Source organism: Bacillus sp. N5-665, from assembly GCF_022637375.2.
Taxonomy (GTDB): Bacteria; Bacillota; Bacilli; order Bacillales; family Bacillaceae_G; genus Bacillus_A; species Bacillus_A wiedmannii.
Genome location: NZ_CP093324.1, coordinates 401809 through 418969, shown reverse-complemented (window position 1 = coordinate 418969; position 17161 = coordinate 401809). Strand labels below are relative to the sequence as shown.

At 32.2% G+C, this 17161-nt stretch carries 14 protein-coding genes and 3 pseudogenes; 11 read left to right on the top strand and 6 right to left on the bottom strand.

Annotation, left to right across the window (positions count from 1 at the left end; genetic code table 11):
• The first annotated feature begins 105 nt into the window (after positions 1 to 105).
• The 7 genes and pseudogenes from MNO09_RS01825 (at position 106) to MNO09_RS01795 (ending at position 6398) form a co-directional block, all read left to right on the top strand.
• The gene (locus MNO09_RS01825) at positions 106 to 819 is read left to right on the top strand and encodes a response regulator transcription factor (protein ID WP_048563637.1); all 714 of its coding nucleotides are present in this window, start codon (positions 106 to 108) and stop codon (positions 817 to 819) included.
• Positions 816 to 1895, top strand: coding sequence for a sensor histidine kinase (locus MNO09_RS01820; protein WP_016119293.1), 1080 nt, complete (start codon positions 816 to 818; stop codon positions 1893 to 1895). Before MNO09_RS01825 ends, MNO09_RS01820 begins: the two co-directional genes overlap by 4 nt.
• Positions 1896 to 1971: 76 nt before the next feature.
• Positions 1972 to 2463 (top strand): DM13 domain-containing protein, encoded by a 492-nt coding sequence (locus tag MNO09_RS01815; RefSeq protein ID WP_048563638.1) that lies wholly within the window; start codon positions 1972 to 1974, stop codon positions 2461 to 2463.
• A 71-nt stretch (positions 2464 to 2534) separates the two neighbouring features.
• Positions 2535 to 2626 (top strand): annotated as a pseudogene (locus tag MNO09_RS01810) (IS6 family transposase); the annotation flags it as partial.
• Positions 2627 to 3402: 776 nt separating this feature from the next.
• Complete coding sequence (locus MNO09_RS01805) at positions 3403 to 3804, top strand: BlaI/MecI/CopY family transcriptional regulator (RefSeq protein WP_048563639.1); 402 nt, start codon at positions 3403 to 3405, stop codon at positions 3802 to 3804.
• Positions 3804 to 5726: a M56 family metallopeptidase gene (locus MNO09_RS01800; protein WP_241949905.1), complete on the top strand. Its 1923-nt coding sequence runs from the start codon at positions 3804 to 3806 to the stop codon at positions 5724 to 5726. Before MNO09_RS01805 ends, MNO09_RS01800 begins: the two co-directional genes overlap by 1 nt.
• 249 nt (positions 5727 to 5975) lie before the next feature.
• Positions 5976 to 6398, top strand: coding sequence for an organic hydroperoxide resistance protein (locus MNO09_RS01795; protein WP_053513985.1), 423 nt, complete (start codon positions 5976 to 5978; stop codon positions 6396 to 6398).
• A 554-nt stretch (positions 6399 to 6952) separates the two neighbouring features.
• Here the strand turns inward: MNO09_RS01795 and MNO09_RS01790 are convergent.
• The 5 genes and pseudogenes from MNO09_RS01790 to MNO09_RS01770 all read right to left on the bottom strand — a co-directional run.
• Positions 6953 to 7150 (bottom strand): annotated as a pseudogene (locus tag MNO09_RS01790) (IS4 family transposase); the annotation flags it as partial.
• Positions 7151 to 7536: 386 nt separating this feature from the next.
• Positions 7537 to 8016 carry a CPBP family glutamic-type intramembrane protease gene (locus MNO09_RS01785; RefSeq protein ID WP_000615073.1) on the bottom strand — a complete coding sequence of 160 codons (480 nt, stop codon included), beginning with the start codon at positions 8014 to 8016 and terminating at the stop codon, positions 7537 to 7539.
• A 69-nt stretch (positions 8017 to 8085) separates the two neighbouring features.
• Entirely contained in the window at positions 8086 to 8439 is a 354-nt protein-coding gene (locus MNO09_RS01780; RefSeq protein WP_070169586.1) for a PH domain-containing protein, read from the bottom strand.
• Positions 8440 to 8445: 6 nt separating this feature from the next.
• On the bottom strand, positions 8446 to 9831 hold the full coding sequence (locus MNO09_RS01775) for a glycosyltransferase family 2 protein (RefSeq protein ID WP_088106829.1): 1386 nt from the start codon (positions 9829 to 9831) through the stop codon (positions 8446 to 8448).
• 111 nt (positions 9832 to 9942) lie between these two features.
• On the bottom strand, positions 9943 to 10176 hold the full coding sequence (locus MNO09_RS01770) for a hypothetical protein (RefSeq protein WP_088106830.1): 234 nt from the start codon (positions 10174 to 10176) through the stop codon (positions 9943 to 9945).
• Positions 10177 to 10406: 230 nt separating this feature from the next.
• On the opposite strand from MNO09_RS01770, the gene MNO09_RS01765 reads away from it, so the two are divergent.
• Positions 10407 to 12623, top strand: coding sequence for a peptidase domain-containing ABC transporter (locus tag MNO09_RS01765; RefSeq protein WP_070169445.1), 2217 nt, complete (start codon positions 10407 to 10409; stop codon positions 12621 to 12623).
• Positions 12616 to 13929 carry an HlyD family secretion protein gene (locus MNO09_RS01760; protein WP_241949904.1) on the top strand — a complete coding sequence of 438 codons (1314 nt, stop codon included), beginning with the start codon at positions 12616 to 12618 and terminating at the stop codon, positions 13927 to 13929. The genes MNO09_RS01765 and MNO09_RS01760 overlap by 8 nt, the downstream gene beginning before the upstream one ends.
• Positions 13930 to 14052: 123 nt before the next feature.
• On the opposite strand, the pseudogene MNO09_RS01755 reads toward MNO09_RS01760, so the two are convergent.
• Positions 14053 to 15297: pseudogene (locus tag MNO09_RS01755) on the bottom strand (IS4 family transposase); the annotation flags it as partial.
• Between the two features lie 188 nt (positions 15298 to 15485).
• Here MNO09_RS01755 and MNO09_RS01750 point away from each other — a divergent pair.
• Together MNO09_RS01750 and MNO09_RS01745 are read left to right on the top strand one after the other, a co-directional pair.
• The gene (locus tag MNO09_RS01750) at positions 15486 to 16319 is read left to right on the top strand and encodes a YwqG family protein (RefSeq protein WP_070169443.1); all 834 of its coding nucleotides are present in this window, start codon (positions 15486 to 15488) and stop codon (positions 16317 to 16319) included.
• Between the two features lie 465 nt (positions 16320 to 16784).
• Positions 16785 to 17159, top strand: a complete 375-nt coding sequence (locus MNO09_RS01745) for a GntR family transcriptional regulator (protein WP_070169442.1) — start codon at positions 16785 to 16787, stop codon at positions 17157 to 17159.
• The last annotated feature ends 2 nt before the right edge of the window (positions 17160 to 17161 follow it).

The following is a 17161-nucleotide window of genomic DNA, read 5'->3' as shown; positions in this document are numbered from 1 at the left end:
GTCAGTGATAACATCTGCATCTCCAAGTTCCATAGATTTATTAGATGAAAGCAGATAAAAGAAACATTTCAATTGTGATTTATGCACAAGAAGCGAGGATTATATATGAAAAAAAGGATTTTAATCGTAGAAGATGAAGAAAACATTCGAGAAGTATGTAAACGGTACTTAGAAAGAGAAGGATACGAAGTATATACAGCTATGAATGGAATGGAAGGCTGGGATGTATTTCATCAATATCAACCAGATTTAATTATTTTAGATCTCATGATGCCGAAAAAAGATGGATGGGAATTATGTGAGGAAATTCGTCAACAATCAAATGTTCCTATTATTATGTTAACTGCTAAGGGAGAGGAAAGAGATCGAATTTTAGGTTTAACAATGGGAGCAGATGATTATGTAACAAAGCCGTTTTCACCTCGTGAATTAGTATTAAGGGTTCAAATTATACTAAGAAGAGGCAATCAAGTACCGATACAAGCAAAAGAATCCCTATCAGAAGTAATAGAATTTCCAGATTTGAAAATTTATCCAAAGACGAGATGTGTACTTGTTTGTGAAAATAAAGTGGAATTAACGGTGAAAGAATTTGAGGTACTTTATGTCATGGCACAGCATCCAAAACAAGTATTTTCTCGTTCGCAACTTCTTGAACTTATTTGGGATTTTGAACATGAAGGGGGCACAAACACAGTAACCGTGTTAGTGAGTCGTTTACGTGACAAACTGGAGAAGCATACGATAAAGAATCGTTGGATTCATACTGTTTGGGGAATAGGATATCGCTTTGAGCCAAATGGAGGAAATGAAACATGAGATTACGCATTCAATTGTTATTGATGAATTTATTAAGTACCAGTATCCTGGTAATTGCTATATGGTATAGTGAAACGCAAATGTTACTTGAACCAGAACAAACACGGTTATTAACAGTAATTGCGGTTGTAGGACTGATTATTTCAACGTTTATTTACTGGTTAATGACACGCCCTATCATGAGGTCCATTCAAAATTTAATTGAACTAACAAAACAATTTAGCGATAGACAATTTGAAACGAGGTATATAATTGGAAAAGAACCACGGGAGTTTAAAGAATTAGCAACAGCCTTCCAACAGATGGCCAAAAATTTGGAAGAAGGGTTTACTAAGTTAGAAGAAGGGGAAAAAGCACGTAAAGAGCTCATTACGAATATTTCACACGACTTACGAACACCTATGGCTAGCATACAATTGATGATAGAAGCATTACAAGATAATCTGATTGAAGATCCTGAAATGAGAAATCAGTACTTAGTTACGATTTTAAAAGAAATAAAAAGATTAAGTGGATTAATCAATGACTTATTTGACCTTTCAAAGTTAGAAATTGGGCAAGTAGATTTTCATCCAACTTTAATACATATGGACAAAGTCCTATTGAATGTACTAGAGGCACATTCTGTCTTATTAGCAAACAAACAGATCGATTTACAATTGGAGGTTCCTGAGACATTACCTCGACTTTTAATTATGCCGTGTAAAATAGCACGGGTCATTAGTAATTTGTTAGATAATGCAATCCGGTATTCACCTGTCTCTGGAACAATCCAGCTGATTTTAGAGGAAAATAAGCAAAAGCAACAAGTCCAATTCATTTTGCGTGATGAAGGAGAAGGAATTACTCCAAATGACCAACTACGCGTATTTGAACGGTTTTTTAGAACAGATCAATCAAGAAGTTCACAATCTGGAGGATCCGGTCTCGGACTAGCCATTACAAAATCATTGATTGAAATGCATAGTGGAGAAATTGGTGTGAGAGATCGTTTAGACGGCAAACAAGGAAGTGAATTTTGGTTTACTCTTCCCATCACATCAGAAAAAAATAAGACCGCTGAAAGACTTTTGTAATACTTATATTATAGAAATGAAAGACTTCCTTGTTAACATACTACTACACAGTATGTTACAGGAGGTTTTTTATTTTATGAGAAGAAAACATGTATTGCTTATAGGAGGTTTTATTATTGTCGGGGGAATTTTATGGTCTTTGTTCCGCCCCGAGAAATTATTTATTGATAAGCAAGTGAATGAAGCATTGCCACAAACAGAAATACAATCAAACGAAACAAAACAAGAACGAGTAATAAGTGAAGGGCAGTTTCAAAATGGTGTCCATGAAACAACTGGAAGAGCAACAATCCATCAATTAGCGGATGGAAAACGCGTTTTACGACTTTCCAATTTTTCAACATCTAACGGGCCAGATGTTCGAGTTGTATTAGTTCCTACAAACCATTTGAAAAATAATGAAGACGTGAAAAATCATCAGTATATTGAATTAGGAAAATTAAAGGGAAACAAAGGAGACCAAAACTATGGAATTCCTGAAGGAATAGATGTAGGTACATACGGTTTGGTTTCTATATGGTGTAAAAGGTTTAATGAAAACTTTGGTGCGGCTTATTTTGAAAAATAAGAAAGAGGGTTCTGTTGCAAAGTTTTTAAAGTAAGCTAAACTCTGTAACAAGCAAACGAGGAGTATAACGGATGAGATATTTTAAAGGAAAACAGTTCAAGAAAGATATTATCGTGGTAGCCGTTGTTTTTCTTTAAGCTATTGCGATGTGTCTGAAATTCTATAGGAACGTGGTATTTCTATAAAAATCAATGTGTCGAAAGGTTTGAGATAACATTTTGAAGGACTTCAAAAATACATAGACCTTTTGAATCATATATGAATTGTTGGGAAAAAGCTTTCCTTCAAACTAATGTAGCTCCCATAATCGACTTAAACTCATTATCTTTATATGAATAAATTAATTAACAAGAATGATGGTATAGGTTATTAGGTAAGAATGGGAGATTTTCACACAAGATTAAATGGGTATAGTTCTGTAAATCTATAAAAATGTAGTTTAGAGTTTCATGTCCCAACCAATATCTAAAAGTGAAAGTTTAGATATTCTTGTCTAAATAGTTTGGAGTTTCATGTCCTTGTACACCTGATGTACAAAGACATGAAAGTAGGAACTTATTTTATAGTGTAAAATGCTGAATTATCTACAGATACATTTCATTTAGTACCCATTTTCTTGTCCATATATCGAGACAAGAAAATGGGTATTTTTTTTAACGTAGACACCAAAGTGGGTACTTTGTAAAATAACAAATATTAAATAAATGTGAAGTTAAAATTCAGTTCTATATTAGTAACAAAAATATTCATGAAGGATCTACTTTCTTGTCTCATTAGGAGGACATGAGAGTCTAAACTTCTGTTAATTTTTTTCGTTCTGATGTTGATGGGCATAGGAAAGGATTCCGCAAACACCAAATAAGCTTGACAAGAATAGATTACAATTGTAATATTCAGTTGTGGATTACAATTGTAATACGAGGGGTGTAATTTTAAACAATGAATGAATTGCCTAAAATTTCAGAAGCTGAGTTAGAAATTATGAAAGTACTGTGGTCAAAATCTCCACAAACGGCAAATGAAGTGATTGAAGCGTTGGAGGTGAAAATGGATTGGAAACCAAAAACGATTCGAACGCTGATTAATCGATTAGTTCACAAAGAAGCAGTTGCTTATCATCAAGATAAAGGGCGTATGTACGCTTATTATCCTTTGGTTTCGCAAGATAGTTATTTACAAGTAGAAACAAAATCTTTACTTAAACGTTTCTATGGTGCAGCATTTAAACCTTTGCTAGTAAATTTCTTGAAAGAAGAAAAGCTGTCTTCAGAAGACATTAATGAACTTAAACGTATCCTGGATGAGAAAACTGAGGAAAATCAGAGGAAGGATAGATCATAATGATAGAAATGTTTATAAATGTCTATCTGCCTCATTTTTTCGATTGGTTGATAGAGACCTCTATTATGGCTAGTATATTAGTGGGCCTAATCTTATGTATCAAGGTCTTGTTTAGAAATAAGTTAACGCCACGCTGGCAATATATGCTATGGATCATATTAATTATAAGGCTTGTATTACCTTGGTCGCCAGATAGTTCCTATAGTATTTATTCTGTTCTTACTTACAAAAATGATGATACATTCATTTCTAGCCGAAATCCTGTAAGTATTTTTCTTACAAAAGAACGTATGCAAGAATTAAAAGGCATAGACGATACAAAGGTTCTCACAAAAGAAGATACTTATACCTCAAGTTCAACACAGACTGCTCAGGCAAACGAGAAACAAACACACATTAATGAAAAGCAGGATGATGAGACGATTCCATTCTATACAATCTGTATATACATTTGGCTTACTGGTGTTATCCTTCTAAGCGTTGCTACTTTTATAATGAACAGGCGTTTATTACTTTACATAAAAAAACAACCTGTTATTACAGACGAGAAGATTGTCCAGATTTTTGAAAAGTGTAAGCAATCTATGTCTATTCAACGGAATATCCCTCTATTTGTATCTGGAAAGGTTTCCAGTCCAACAGTGTTCGGATTTATTCGTCCCAAGTTGTTATTGTCAACTGTACATATGAAAATATTAGATGAGCAACAGTTACGCTATATTTTTTATCATGAATTAGCTCACATCAAGCGAAGAGATGTTGGTGTGAACTGGCTTATGCATGGCTTACTAATTTTAAATTGGTTTAATCCAATTCTATGGTATGCCTACTCATGTATGCGGGAAGATCAAGAACTAGCATGCGATGCATTAGCTCTTACATGTATAGATTCAGAGGAACAAATTGCGTATGGACATACTATTATTAGTCTTTTGGAACATTACTCAAGTTATTATCAAGTACCAAGTATAGCAAATTTTAGTAAAAACAAAAGAGCGTTAAAAAGGAGAATTCTAATGATTAAAAAATTCCAAAAAAAATCATATCGTTGGTCTGCGATAGGGGCTGTGGCAGTTATTGCATTATCATCTGTATCCTTATTAAATGCCCGTGCTGATATACCAACTAATCCTGAGAAACAACAAATAGAAGTGAAAAATAATATGAAAGAATTAAAAACACAACCTGATATTCCTATACAGCAAATTGTAGAAAAAATGATTGGTACAAAAGAACAGGCGGATGCAGAATTTTTTGTTTTAGAGGGAGAGTATAATACTTTACTTAAAGAAGTTGGTTTGGCACGAAATCTGTTTACAAAAGAAGAATTTAAACGATTTATTGATTTAGAAACAGAAGCATATACTTTGGATAAAAAAGTAAAGTTAGTAGGAAGTCCTGAAAAGTTAGACTCAGAAGAACAAAAAAAATATCAGAAAAACAGTGAAGAAATTGGACCATTTAGACAGAAAATTACTTCGGAATTTAGATTAACTAAAAAGGAAGCACAGAAATATGTTGATTTTCCAATTAATGCCCCAAGTTATGTGGTAAAAGGGTTTAAATTAACTGGAGAAGGTGTTACAACACCGAAGACTACTGGAAAAATGAATCCCGATTTTATTTATGAATATCAAAATCAAAGTAAAGATAATGTATATATTGTGCACCAATCTGCAGTTACTGATGAGGGAAAAAAATTCTCGAACAAAAGAGCGGAGTATAATGAAAAGGTAACAAATTATGAATTAGAAGGTACAAAAATAACCTTAGTTGAAAGTCTCGATACAGAGGAAAACTATAAAGTAATGCAAATGATTGTTCCTGCAAAAGGAAAGAATAGCGCTTATCAAGTCTTAATTCTTGCAGGTGATTTAAGTAAAGAAGAAACAGAGAAAATTATGCTGTCCTTTTTAAAATAAAAATAGAGTCTCAGGATCCCGTTCCTGAGACTCTATTTTTATTTCAGTTTAAACGAAAAACCATGAACAATTGTTGAGTGTTACGCTATTTTAGATTCCATACATAATCAACTGTCAAAGTAATGTGTTGCCAATCTAACGGTGAAAAATGTTTAAAAATGATAATTGACATTTTAAATTATATTGCTTAAAATTAAATTGTGTACAATTTAATTTCAGGAAACTAAAAAAAGAAACGAGGAAAGTAAAATGACAGCTTTATATACAGCAAGAGCAACAGCGGTAGGCGGCAGACATGGACGAGTGGTTTCTTCTGACAACGTATTAGATTTAGATCTTAAAACACCGAAAGAACTTGGAGGTTCAGGCGGATATGGGACAAATCCAGAACAATTATTCGCAGCTGGATACTCTGCTTGCTTTGACTCGGCATTAAACCTTGTGATTCGTACAAAACGGGTAAAAGGTGTAACGGCAACAGCAGTATCTGCAAATGTTTCCATTTTAAAAAATGATGTAGGCAACGGATTTAAACTTGCAGTTGAACTTGAAGTAGAAATAGAAGGTGTAGATAAAGAAACAGGAAAGGAACTTGTAGAAGCAGCCCATCAAGTATGTCCATATTCTAATGCGACAAGAGGAAACATTGAGGTAACTTTAAAGATTGTATAAGAGGGACCGCCAGCAAAACGTAGATTTACAACGTTAAGGGATTTGGATATAAAAAATAGCCGGTTTTCATCACGTTAAGGGTGAAAACCGTTTTTTTCATTTTAACCCCGAGTAACAGCAAAGTTAGCACTGTTTATAGGGGTAGTACGAACGTAGTTGTCACAGAACGCGAACTGATGTCAATATATCGCAATAACCTCACTAATGCTGTAATTATATGATTTAGAATATGCCATTTTTTATAGAACCTGAAAAATTACAGCTGTGAATATTCTCTAAAATTTTGAGATGTATAATACAAATAGCACCAAATACTCAGCAAACTAACATTTTAAAGTACCCCAAAAATAAAAAAATATACATTTTCACCTGAGGATGCAAATTTTCTCATTTTGGGTATTTTCTTTTCTTGGCTTGATTGTGATGTGGTGATACCCCATGCCCATCAAGCTAACCAAGTAAATTACTAGATAAGAAACGATCCTTGTTTCAAAACTAGCAATTGATAGAAAAGTAGGCATGCTAAAGAAGCCTATTAAAACGTGATTTTTTCGCTAGGCAGATTGTCTATGCTTCACCGTCGTTTTATACACAATCCCTAGAATATCAAAGACGGTCATCTTCTTATACCGATGACATTTACGACCGTTCTTTTTGAGCAGCAGATAAAGACGATGCAGAATTTTTAAAATTTCTTCTGTGCCAACAGCTATCGCTTGAAACAGTAACGGAAAGTAATCTTTAATGGGGTACGGCAACGATTCCTTCTTTTTGGGGCCACTCATACCTCAAATTAGAATTCAAAGGGTAAAGGTCTCTGTTCAAATCGTTTTAATTGTATTAACTTTAAAAAACAAATAAAAAGACACCTTTTGTGCCTTTAATTTTCTTGTTTCTATTCTTTTTATATAAAAACTTATTTAGTTTGTTGTTTCGGAAATTCAAAGAGTATTGCTTATATTTTGCAGTAAACACGAAACAAGCAGATAAAATATTATTTATATATATATAAATAATAAGTAAAAAATGCCCATTTTCACTTCGATTTAGATATCCAAATAAAATTCCGAATAAGATCTAGATTCCATTAGAAATTCTAAAAGTGATTTTTCCAATCTCTATTATATTGATAAAAAATTTATAAATTTTTAACTAAAAAGACAACAATATTATGTAAAATATGTATACTCCATACAATCCAAAATGCTGAAATTTTAGTATGTCCATTTTCTTTTTTCTGTGTATAATTCCAATAAGAGTATGCAAATACCCATCCTATAATTCCAGCATGCAATATATAAGTATAGCTAAAACGGTGGCTCAATCCAAATATACAAGCGGAAATAAAGATAATTGATTTATTGTATTTTTCCATACCGGGAATTAATTTTAAAATCCAAAATACAAACATTTGATATAGAGCTGTTTCTAATAAAGGTGCAATTAGTATACCATCTACTATTTGAACTGATAAATCTTCATCTTCAATAGAGTTTTTTTGTGTGCCACCTGGTAGAAAACTGGTTGGCATTGGTAACAAGAAAGATGCAAGAGTCATGATCAGAATAAACCATATTGCTTTTAAATGATATAAATAATGTTGTATCTTCTGAATCATTGATATATTCTCCTATTGTACATTAATAAATATACTGTCTATTAATTTTTAGAATAATAGAATTCAAAATTAAATATTTGATTTCATTTTAATTACTTCTATAAATTCTTCAATATTCTGGCTCAATATTTGACCAAACATTATATATTCATCTTTGTAGTAGATTATTATTTTCTTATCAAAGATTTTTCTCTTTTTTTCTATGGATAAGATTTTTTCATATTTGAATTCTTCGATTAATTCATTTTTGAAATGCATGAATGTTTGTCCATAAAAGATAATTCTTTTATCAGTTGCAAGCAATATTCCTGGGCGCGGAGCATTATTCGTAACGATGTAACCAGTTACTGAACATGTTAAAGTATCTAAAATAATTTCCTGATCATCTAATAATTTTTTCGCTGCTTCTAAAATTTTGTTCATATTACATTATCCTTTTTTATTTTTTATTAAAAATATCTCTATATTTTCTTTCAATATGTTTAAATGATGGCTTAATTCATTATTTATGTGTTTATCTTCAATTGCGGAAAATAAACGAAAAGCTTTTTGGTAATTACCGATTTGGAGATATGTCATCCCTAATATTCGATATACATGATCTCCCTTAGCATTAATCGTGGAATATGGAAAGTCTATAGATTTTATATGATTCAAACAATCTTCTACAAAATAATACCTTTGTGATAAGTTGCTACTCATCTCATTTACTAGCTTATAATACCAACCATCTAGACAATAGGGGTATAAAGAGATTAGTTTATTTATAACAATGTCTAGTTTATCAAAATTGTTATTTTCATTATACATTTGGGCAAGTAAAAGTAAGGAATATAAATGGTATTGTTCTGGATTGTTATCATAGTTATGATATTTCATTCCATTACTAATTATATCAATAACTTCTTTATCTCCGTAACCACCAAATTTTTTTTCGCGTGCTAAAAAATAATACCATCTAATATTATCAGGTTCGATTTGTATCATTTTTTCCTGTAATTTTATATTTCTATTTAATTTCTGTTTTGTTTCTATAATCTCGGATGTATATCCATCATGATGAATTACAAAATCAGTCGTTATATGAAATAAATCCTGCCCTTTTTTCTTTATATCATATCTCAATTCTTCATGGATGAGACCAAAAAATTGTAACTGATCTTTCTTCTTTAGTATTCTCTTTGTATACTCTAATTCTGTATTATCATGATTTATTATTTTGGGACTTATTACCAATGGAGATATAGGAAAATCATAAAAAACTTGTAAGAATTCTTTTAAATCCACTTGATTTTCTAATAAAAATTCATCTGCATCGATTTGGATTATCCAATCACCAGATGAATAGTCCACTAATGTATTTCTGCCAAAAGAAAAATCATCTTTCCATTGTATAGTACGTAATGTTACCTCCGGAAAAGACTCCATTATGATATCCCTTGTCTTATCTGTCGAACCGCTATCTAAAACTATAATTTCATCTGCTAAATATTTTATACTTTCAATACATCTTGCGATACATCTTTCTTCATTAAAAGTCATAATATTAACGGATATTTTAATGTCGTGGCTATCTAAGTTAGTTGTTACTATATCGAGAAAGTCTGTATCACTCAAATTTTGTACCATTTGCTTGAAATCTAAATTATATATATAATTTGTGATTTCATCTGAGCATTTGCAAATATGATCTAATAATGATATTCGCTTTATAACCGTATTCAATACGTCATCGTTAACTATATTCATTCTCTTTAATCTATCCAATGAGAATTTAAAGAATTCTATATTATATTTTAAACTGTTATTGTTCATTATCAATTCCTCATTTTCATATAAAAATTAAAGAGGTAGTATAAACTACCTCTTTAATTTGATTTAAGAAGGATTTCCTTTTGTTATAACTGTTTATTATTTCAAAAAGAATTAGCGATGTCCATAAGACCCGTTTAGATATCCGCCAGTTGTCCCACTGCTACCGCCACCTTTAAGAAGTGCATCACCAAGACCGCAACCATAAGGAACTACATTCTTATTTAAGCCAATAGTAAAATCCTTAACCCAGCTTAGATTTTCTCTCCAGCCACCGCCTTCAATGTTTTCCATTTCAGCTGCTTCTAAATCTACTAGAAAGTTATTTTCTTGTTTTACTGTTTTCATAATATATTTCTCCTTTTGTAAACGTTTTATTTTCATGCATGATTATTATATCAAAAAACAATAAAAACGTAATATGCAATTATACATATTTATAACCACATGTTTTATATACCATTACAATATAGAAGGTATACAAAATCCCCTTTAAAAAATAATATTCAGATAATAATTCATTTTTGATTAATTTAAAGAAGAAATAGTATATGTCTATATAGAAAGTAGGTAATATCTTGAAAAGAAAAAAATTCCCGTTAATTAAACAACATGATCTAAAAGACTGTGGCCCTGCATGTCTGGCTATGATTTCTCGTTATTATGGACTTAGTATATCGATTTCCAGAATCCGTGAAGTAGCAGGTACGGATTTACAAGGTACCAATATAAAGGGGGTATTAGAGGCTGGAGAAAGATTAGGATTTGAAATGAAAGGAGTAAAGGCAACAAATCCCGAAGCTTTGAACACAGTACCTTTACCAACTATTGCACATGTATTGGATGAAGGTTTGCTTCATTATGTGGTAATTTATAAGGTTAAAAAAAATAAAATTTTTATTGCCGACCCAGAAAAAGGGCTAGTTACATACTCATTAGATGAATTCACACAAATATGGACAGGAATTCTTGTATTAGTGGCGCCTGGATACCAATTTCAAAAAGGAAAGGTATCTCAAGGTACATTTTCTCGTTTTGTATCACTATTAAAACAGCAAACTCATTTATTGATACCACTATTTTTTGCTTCTATATTTTTTAATTTATTTGGGTTACTAGGAGCGTTTTATTTTAAATTTTTAATTGATGATATCGTGACAAATCAATTGATGCAGACACTCCATATTGTATCCATTGGGATTATCGTCTTATATATTTTTAAAGTGTTACTTTCTTATTTTAGAACGCATTTAATTATGTATCTAAGTAGAAGAATAGATATTAAATTAATCCTTGGATATTATCGGCATGTTGTAGGATTACCAATGAATTTTTTTGAAACAAGAAAAGTAGGGGAAATTATTTCTCGATTTATGGATGCAAGTAAAATAAGAGATGCGTTATCAACAATAACGGTTACATTAATGATTGATACTATAATGGTTATGTTAGGAGCAATTTTACTATATACACATAGTCCAATGTTGTTTGGAGTTACATTGTTAATAATCCCCTTTTATATAGGAATTATTTTTGTGTTTCATAAGCCATATCAAAATATTAATAGAGAAGAGATGGAGAGTAATGCAAAATTAACATCATATTTAGTAGAATCTTTAAATGGAATTTCAACTGTAAAATCTTATAACGCTGAAAAAGAAGTTTTTTTTCAAACAGAAAGCCGATTTGTGAATTTACTGAAGCATGTATTTAAAAGAGGACTGTTATCTAATCTGCAAAGTTCTATTAAAATGGGGATTGAATTAATTGGAGGTACAGTAATACTTTGGATTGGATCCATGCAAGTATTACAAGGAAATATGACGATTGGTGAATTAATTACATATAATGCACTTCTAGCTTATTTTCTAAATCCTATTGAAAACTTAATTGGGGTTCAACCCGCTATGCAATCTGCATTGGTTGCTGGAGAGAGATTAAATGAAATATTTGACTTAGATACAGAAAAAAATGAACAGGAACAACATAAAGTTTTTCCCAAACAGTTATCTGGGAAAATCGAATTTTTAAATGTCACATTTCGTTATGGAGTACGTAAGAACGTGTTAAATAAACTAAGCTTTTCTATTGAACCAGGTAATCAAGTAGCATTTGTAGGGGAAAGTGGTTCAGGAAAAACAACAATTTCAAAATTATTAATGCATTATTATGAACCTCAACAAGGTGATATATATTATGACGATTTTCATGTTAAGGAGATAAATCGAACTGCTTTACGAGATCGGATTGCCTATGTTTCACAAGAATCATTCTTCTTTAGTGGCTCTATTTATGATAATTTGCGATTTGGACTAGATCGACCAGTTACATTAGAAGAAGTCATGCAAGTATCTAAACAAGCTTGTACCCATGAATTCATTAGCGAATTGCCATTACGTTATGAGACTCGGTTAGAGGAAAATGCTTCAAATTTATCAGGAGGACAAAGACAGCGATTGGCTATTACAAGAGCATTGTTGAAGAAACCGGATATTTTAATTTTAGATGAAGCGACAAGTAATTTAGATTCTACAACAGAAAAACATATTACAGATATGTTAAAAAAACTAGGTTCCCAAGGGATAACAGTAATTATGATTGCACATCGATTAAGTACAATTCAACATGCAAATCAAATCTTTGTAATGGAAAAAGGGAGTATTATAGAACATGGTTCTCATGAAGAATTATTGTTCCAGAAGAGTGAATATTATCGTCTTTGGAAAAATCAAACAGTTCATGTAGAACATATTGAAGCTGAATATTCTGCAATGAGGGGTGTTCAATATGAGTAAAATTTATAATCTTGATCAATTAACGGATAGTGTAGAGCTATTAGAAAGGAAACCCCCTCGTTTTATTGCTTGGTTACTAGGTGTTCTTTTTTTAACTCTTTTAGGGTTTATAATTTGGGCTTATGTAGGGAAAGTTGATATTGTTAGTAAAGGAACAGCAATTGTACAAGGGAAATCTGATATGAGCACAATTCGAACACAAATTGTGGGCGTTATAGAAAATGTTTCTGTTCATTCGGGTGATGAAGTGAAAAAAGGGGACATTTTGATTCAATTAAAAAACCAGGAGTTATCAGATAGACAAAATCAATTTGAACAAGTTGTTAAGCAATTAGAAAAACAAAAAGGAATGTTAGAACAGTTGAAAAGTAGTATTCAATTTCACAGGTTATCTTTTAATGATGGCGTTGATGAAAAACTACGTGAAGAATACAAAGCATATGAGCAAAACTACCAATCTTTACAAAATGAAAAAGAGAATGAGATACAAGAGATCGTTAATAAAAAATTGCCAGATGAACAAGATGAATTTTTACAAGGGTTGACTGTGGAAAAAGAAAATATTCAAAGAGAAATCAAATCTGTGAAAAAACAAAAAGATAAAGAAAATATCTTAGATGAACAAAAGCAAGTTTTAGAGGATAAAATCCAATCCCTAGAATCTCAACAAACTAGTATAGATAAAAGAATAAATCAAAGAAAAACAACATTAGAAAGTGAAAGAAAAAAACTTGAAACAATAAAAGAAGGAAAACAAGAGCAAAAAAAGGATTTATTAAATCAATATACACAAAGCACCATTGCCTCTGTAAATCAGCGTATCCATTCTGTAGAACAAGAAATTTTTGTTAAAAAACAAGAGTTAGATGGATTGCGTAATCAAAGTCAAATGACGGTTGTGAAGGCTCAAAAGGAGGGAATTGTACAATTCTCTTCAATTCTACAGCCTGGTGATTTAATTAATGCAGGACAAGAATTAGTTTCAATAATTCCGAAAGAAAATGAAAAAAAAATAAAAATATTGTTACCGGCCCAAGAAATAAAAGGTATTAAAAAAGGAGACAAAGTACAGTATTCATTTAAATTAAAGAAAACTGATAAGCAAATAGGAAAGGTAACTTATATATCAGCAAATCCTATCTTTGATAAAAATACAAAAACGTATATGTATGAATTAGAAGCAACAATTAATACGAAAGAATTAATTGAACTACATACAGGGATGGTAGGTTCTTCATCTGTAGTAATTGATGAAGAACCTATTTGGAGGGTTCTACTGAGAAAGCTAGACTTTATTTCAGATTAAATTTAATCAAGCTCTTATAAAGACCTCCCCATTAAGTTAAGAAACAGTCAACTATTTCAAATTAGAAGTAGTTGACTGTTTTTTTATCAGGGGCACGGCAACGCTTACTTCTTTTTGGGGCCACTTAATCATATAAATCGCTTTGTATTCACTCAGCTCCTGCTTTGTCTTTTCAAGCAGAAACTGTCGCATTTGAAACATCGTAGAAGAACAGAGGAGAATGCCGATGAGTTGTCCATATAAATGGCACTCTAGGCGTTCTCTTTTAATATTTTTACATTCATCAATTTCAAAAAATGACTTCCACGTTTTAAACAAAATTTCAATCTGCCAACGAAGTGAATACAATGAGTGCACGTAGTTCGTTGGTACTCCTTCTAGAGACGTGTTCGTGATATATACATTCATACCCATTAAACGTTTACTTTTCTCCTTCATGACGATGCCTTTTTTCTTTTCACGTATCGCTTGGTTTTTCAGGCGTGTTTGCGTTTGATCATCGGTTAAACGATGGATAATGACACGTGCTGGAAGCTTCTGATTTTGGCCAATGTATGCCTCGGGGATTTCTATCGTTTCACCTGGGATTAGACCCGACATCATTTGTGTCATATCAAGCTGGATGTATTCTGTTTGCTTTTTTAACGTGCCGTTGTTGAAGTATTCTGGCTCAGGGTTCTTGATATAAATGCGTGTATTCAGCTTCAACCGCGAGATATAGTAAGCCTCTTTATCATGAATAGTTTGTAAGTCTCCTAAATCGAAGTAACCAAGATCACGTAAACACAAATCACCCGCCTCTACGGTTTCAAGGCAGATGGTACCGTATGTTTTATCATTATTCTTTCCTGGTCCAAGCTGCACGTTAAGAAATTGACCACTAAGTAAATCATATTCCAATTGGATTTTCACGCCTGCCGTATTACTACTCCCGCCTGAACCTTGATAGTTAGTGGCGAAATGATCAGGCAGTTGAAACACTGTCGCATCTAAAATACGGATACGATTGAAAGTAGAGATCATGTGTGCAGAAAGCGATTGATTTGAACAGAGTTTTTGTGTGAGAAGAGAAGTAAAGACTTCTCGAAGAAATGCGACAGCTGCTGGGTTAAAGCGTTGATTCAATCCTTCTGAGCTCATCAGTACCCCAGTTGAAGCTTCTAACTGACTGCACAATTGTGTAAGTGATGTGCTAGCGATTTCTTGACTGAGCCATACGCAAAGGGCAATGAGTTCGTTTGCTTGATACTTACTAGATCGCTGTACAAAACCAACTTGTTTGGCGATATCTTGTAGGACTATTGGAGATAAAAAGTATTGTAGCTCTTGTGCGAAAAGATTCAGTTCATTTGAAATGATAGGATTCATCAAAAACGCCATCCTTTCTGTATATTTCTACAAAAAGAATAGCGTTTTTTTGATTATATGGATACAAATTTATCTTAGCTTGATAGCGATGCACCAGAACCCCTTTTTAAATATTATCAACGATATTATTATTTTTTGAAGATGAATTAAAACTTTGTTGTTGTACAATAAGAATGAGGTGATACATAATGAAAAAAATGCTACAAAATGTGCTCAAAAAGTATGGTATCGTACATTTAGAGAAGCGCATGTTAGATACACTTGAACCAACGATTCAAATACACTTATGCCAAGAAGCTGATGAAAAAATAGCAGTGGGAACATCAAAATTCGGAGGTTTTCCTGATTTACCTGATGAATTAGAGATTCCAACCAAAAATGACATGCCTCTATATTTTATTGGACAACTGAATTTAGAGGAAGTACAATCCTATCACAAAGGAAATCCACTGCCTACGAAGGGCATGTTGTATTTCTTTTATGATGTAGAAGAAGAACCATGGGGGTTTGACCCAAAAGATATTGGAGGACATCGTGTTCTGTACACAGAAAATATAGAAAATCTAAAACGAAGAGAAATCACAAAGGAAATATTCCCTTCTTCATTAATTTCATTTGAAGAAACATGGACATTGGCAAAAGAAAAAATTGGAGAAACAGGTTTATCAGATGATGATGAATGGGATTTTTACGAAGAAATAGAAGAATCATATGTCAGAGAAGAGAACGATGGATTTCATCATTTACTCGGTTCAGCACAAGCCATACAATCAGAAGAAATGGCTGAAGAGTGTCATCTTGTTACAAACGGATTTTATTTAGGAAATGCGTATCCTTCAGATAAAGAGATAAAACGTTTGCCTGGTAGCCCTCATGATTGGACGTTACTTTTACAAATTGATACCAATGATGATTTGGAAATGTATTGGGGAGATTCTGGTAGACTATATTTTTGGATAAAAAAAGAAGACTTATTACAAAAGAACTTCGAAAATACTTGGTTAATTTTGCAATGTTGTTAATTTATAAAACAACCATTATAGTAGTTTAGATGTAGAGAAACATACTCAATAGCCTAATCCTATTCATAATAAAAACAACAAGGGATATGTACACTCCCAAATAACATGGTGATCCCACACCCATCAAGCTAAGAAAAGCAAATATCCCAAGACAAAAAACGAACTGAATTCTCATAGACAACTAACTGTGGAGAGATAAAATTTTTGTTTTTGGGGTACTCAAAATGTTAGCTTGATGGGCATGTGGTACTACCCCATCGCTATCAAGCTAACAAGACAAAATACCCCCTAAAATGAAAAAGGCGTTATTCTTTCTGAAAAATCATAGGAAAGGATAACGCGTTTATATCAATATGACGGTATCCTATATGAAAAATTAACATCGTTCTAAATGTATATATTGTATATATTGTGCACATTGTATATAATGTGTTCATAAGCATTTAAAAGGCAAGGAGTTGAATCATGAAAATCTTACTATCTAATAAGTCTAAGTCTCCTATTTATCAACAAATCATTGATCAGATTATATTACAAATAGCAAATGAAACATTGAAAGTAGATGATTCGTTACCCTCTATGCGTTCATTAGCAAGAGACTTGAAGGTAAGTGTTATTACTTCAAAAAGAGCGTACGAAGAACTTGAAAAGGCGGGTTACATCTACTCTATAGTAGGGAAAGGCTCGTTTGTTGCCAAACAAACAAAGAAACAACGAGCGGATGAACCAATTGATCCAATACGTGAAAAGTTCAGTACAATCGTTCGAGAGAGTAAGGCTAATCATTTATTAAGGGATGAGTTAATACAAATTATTAATCATATTTATGAGGAGGAATAAAA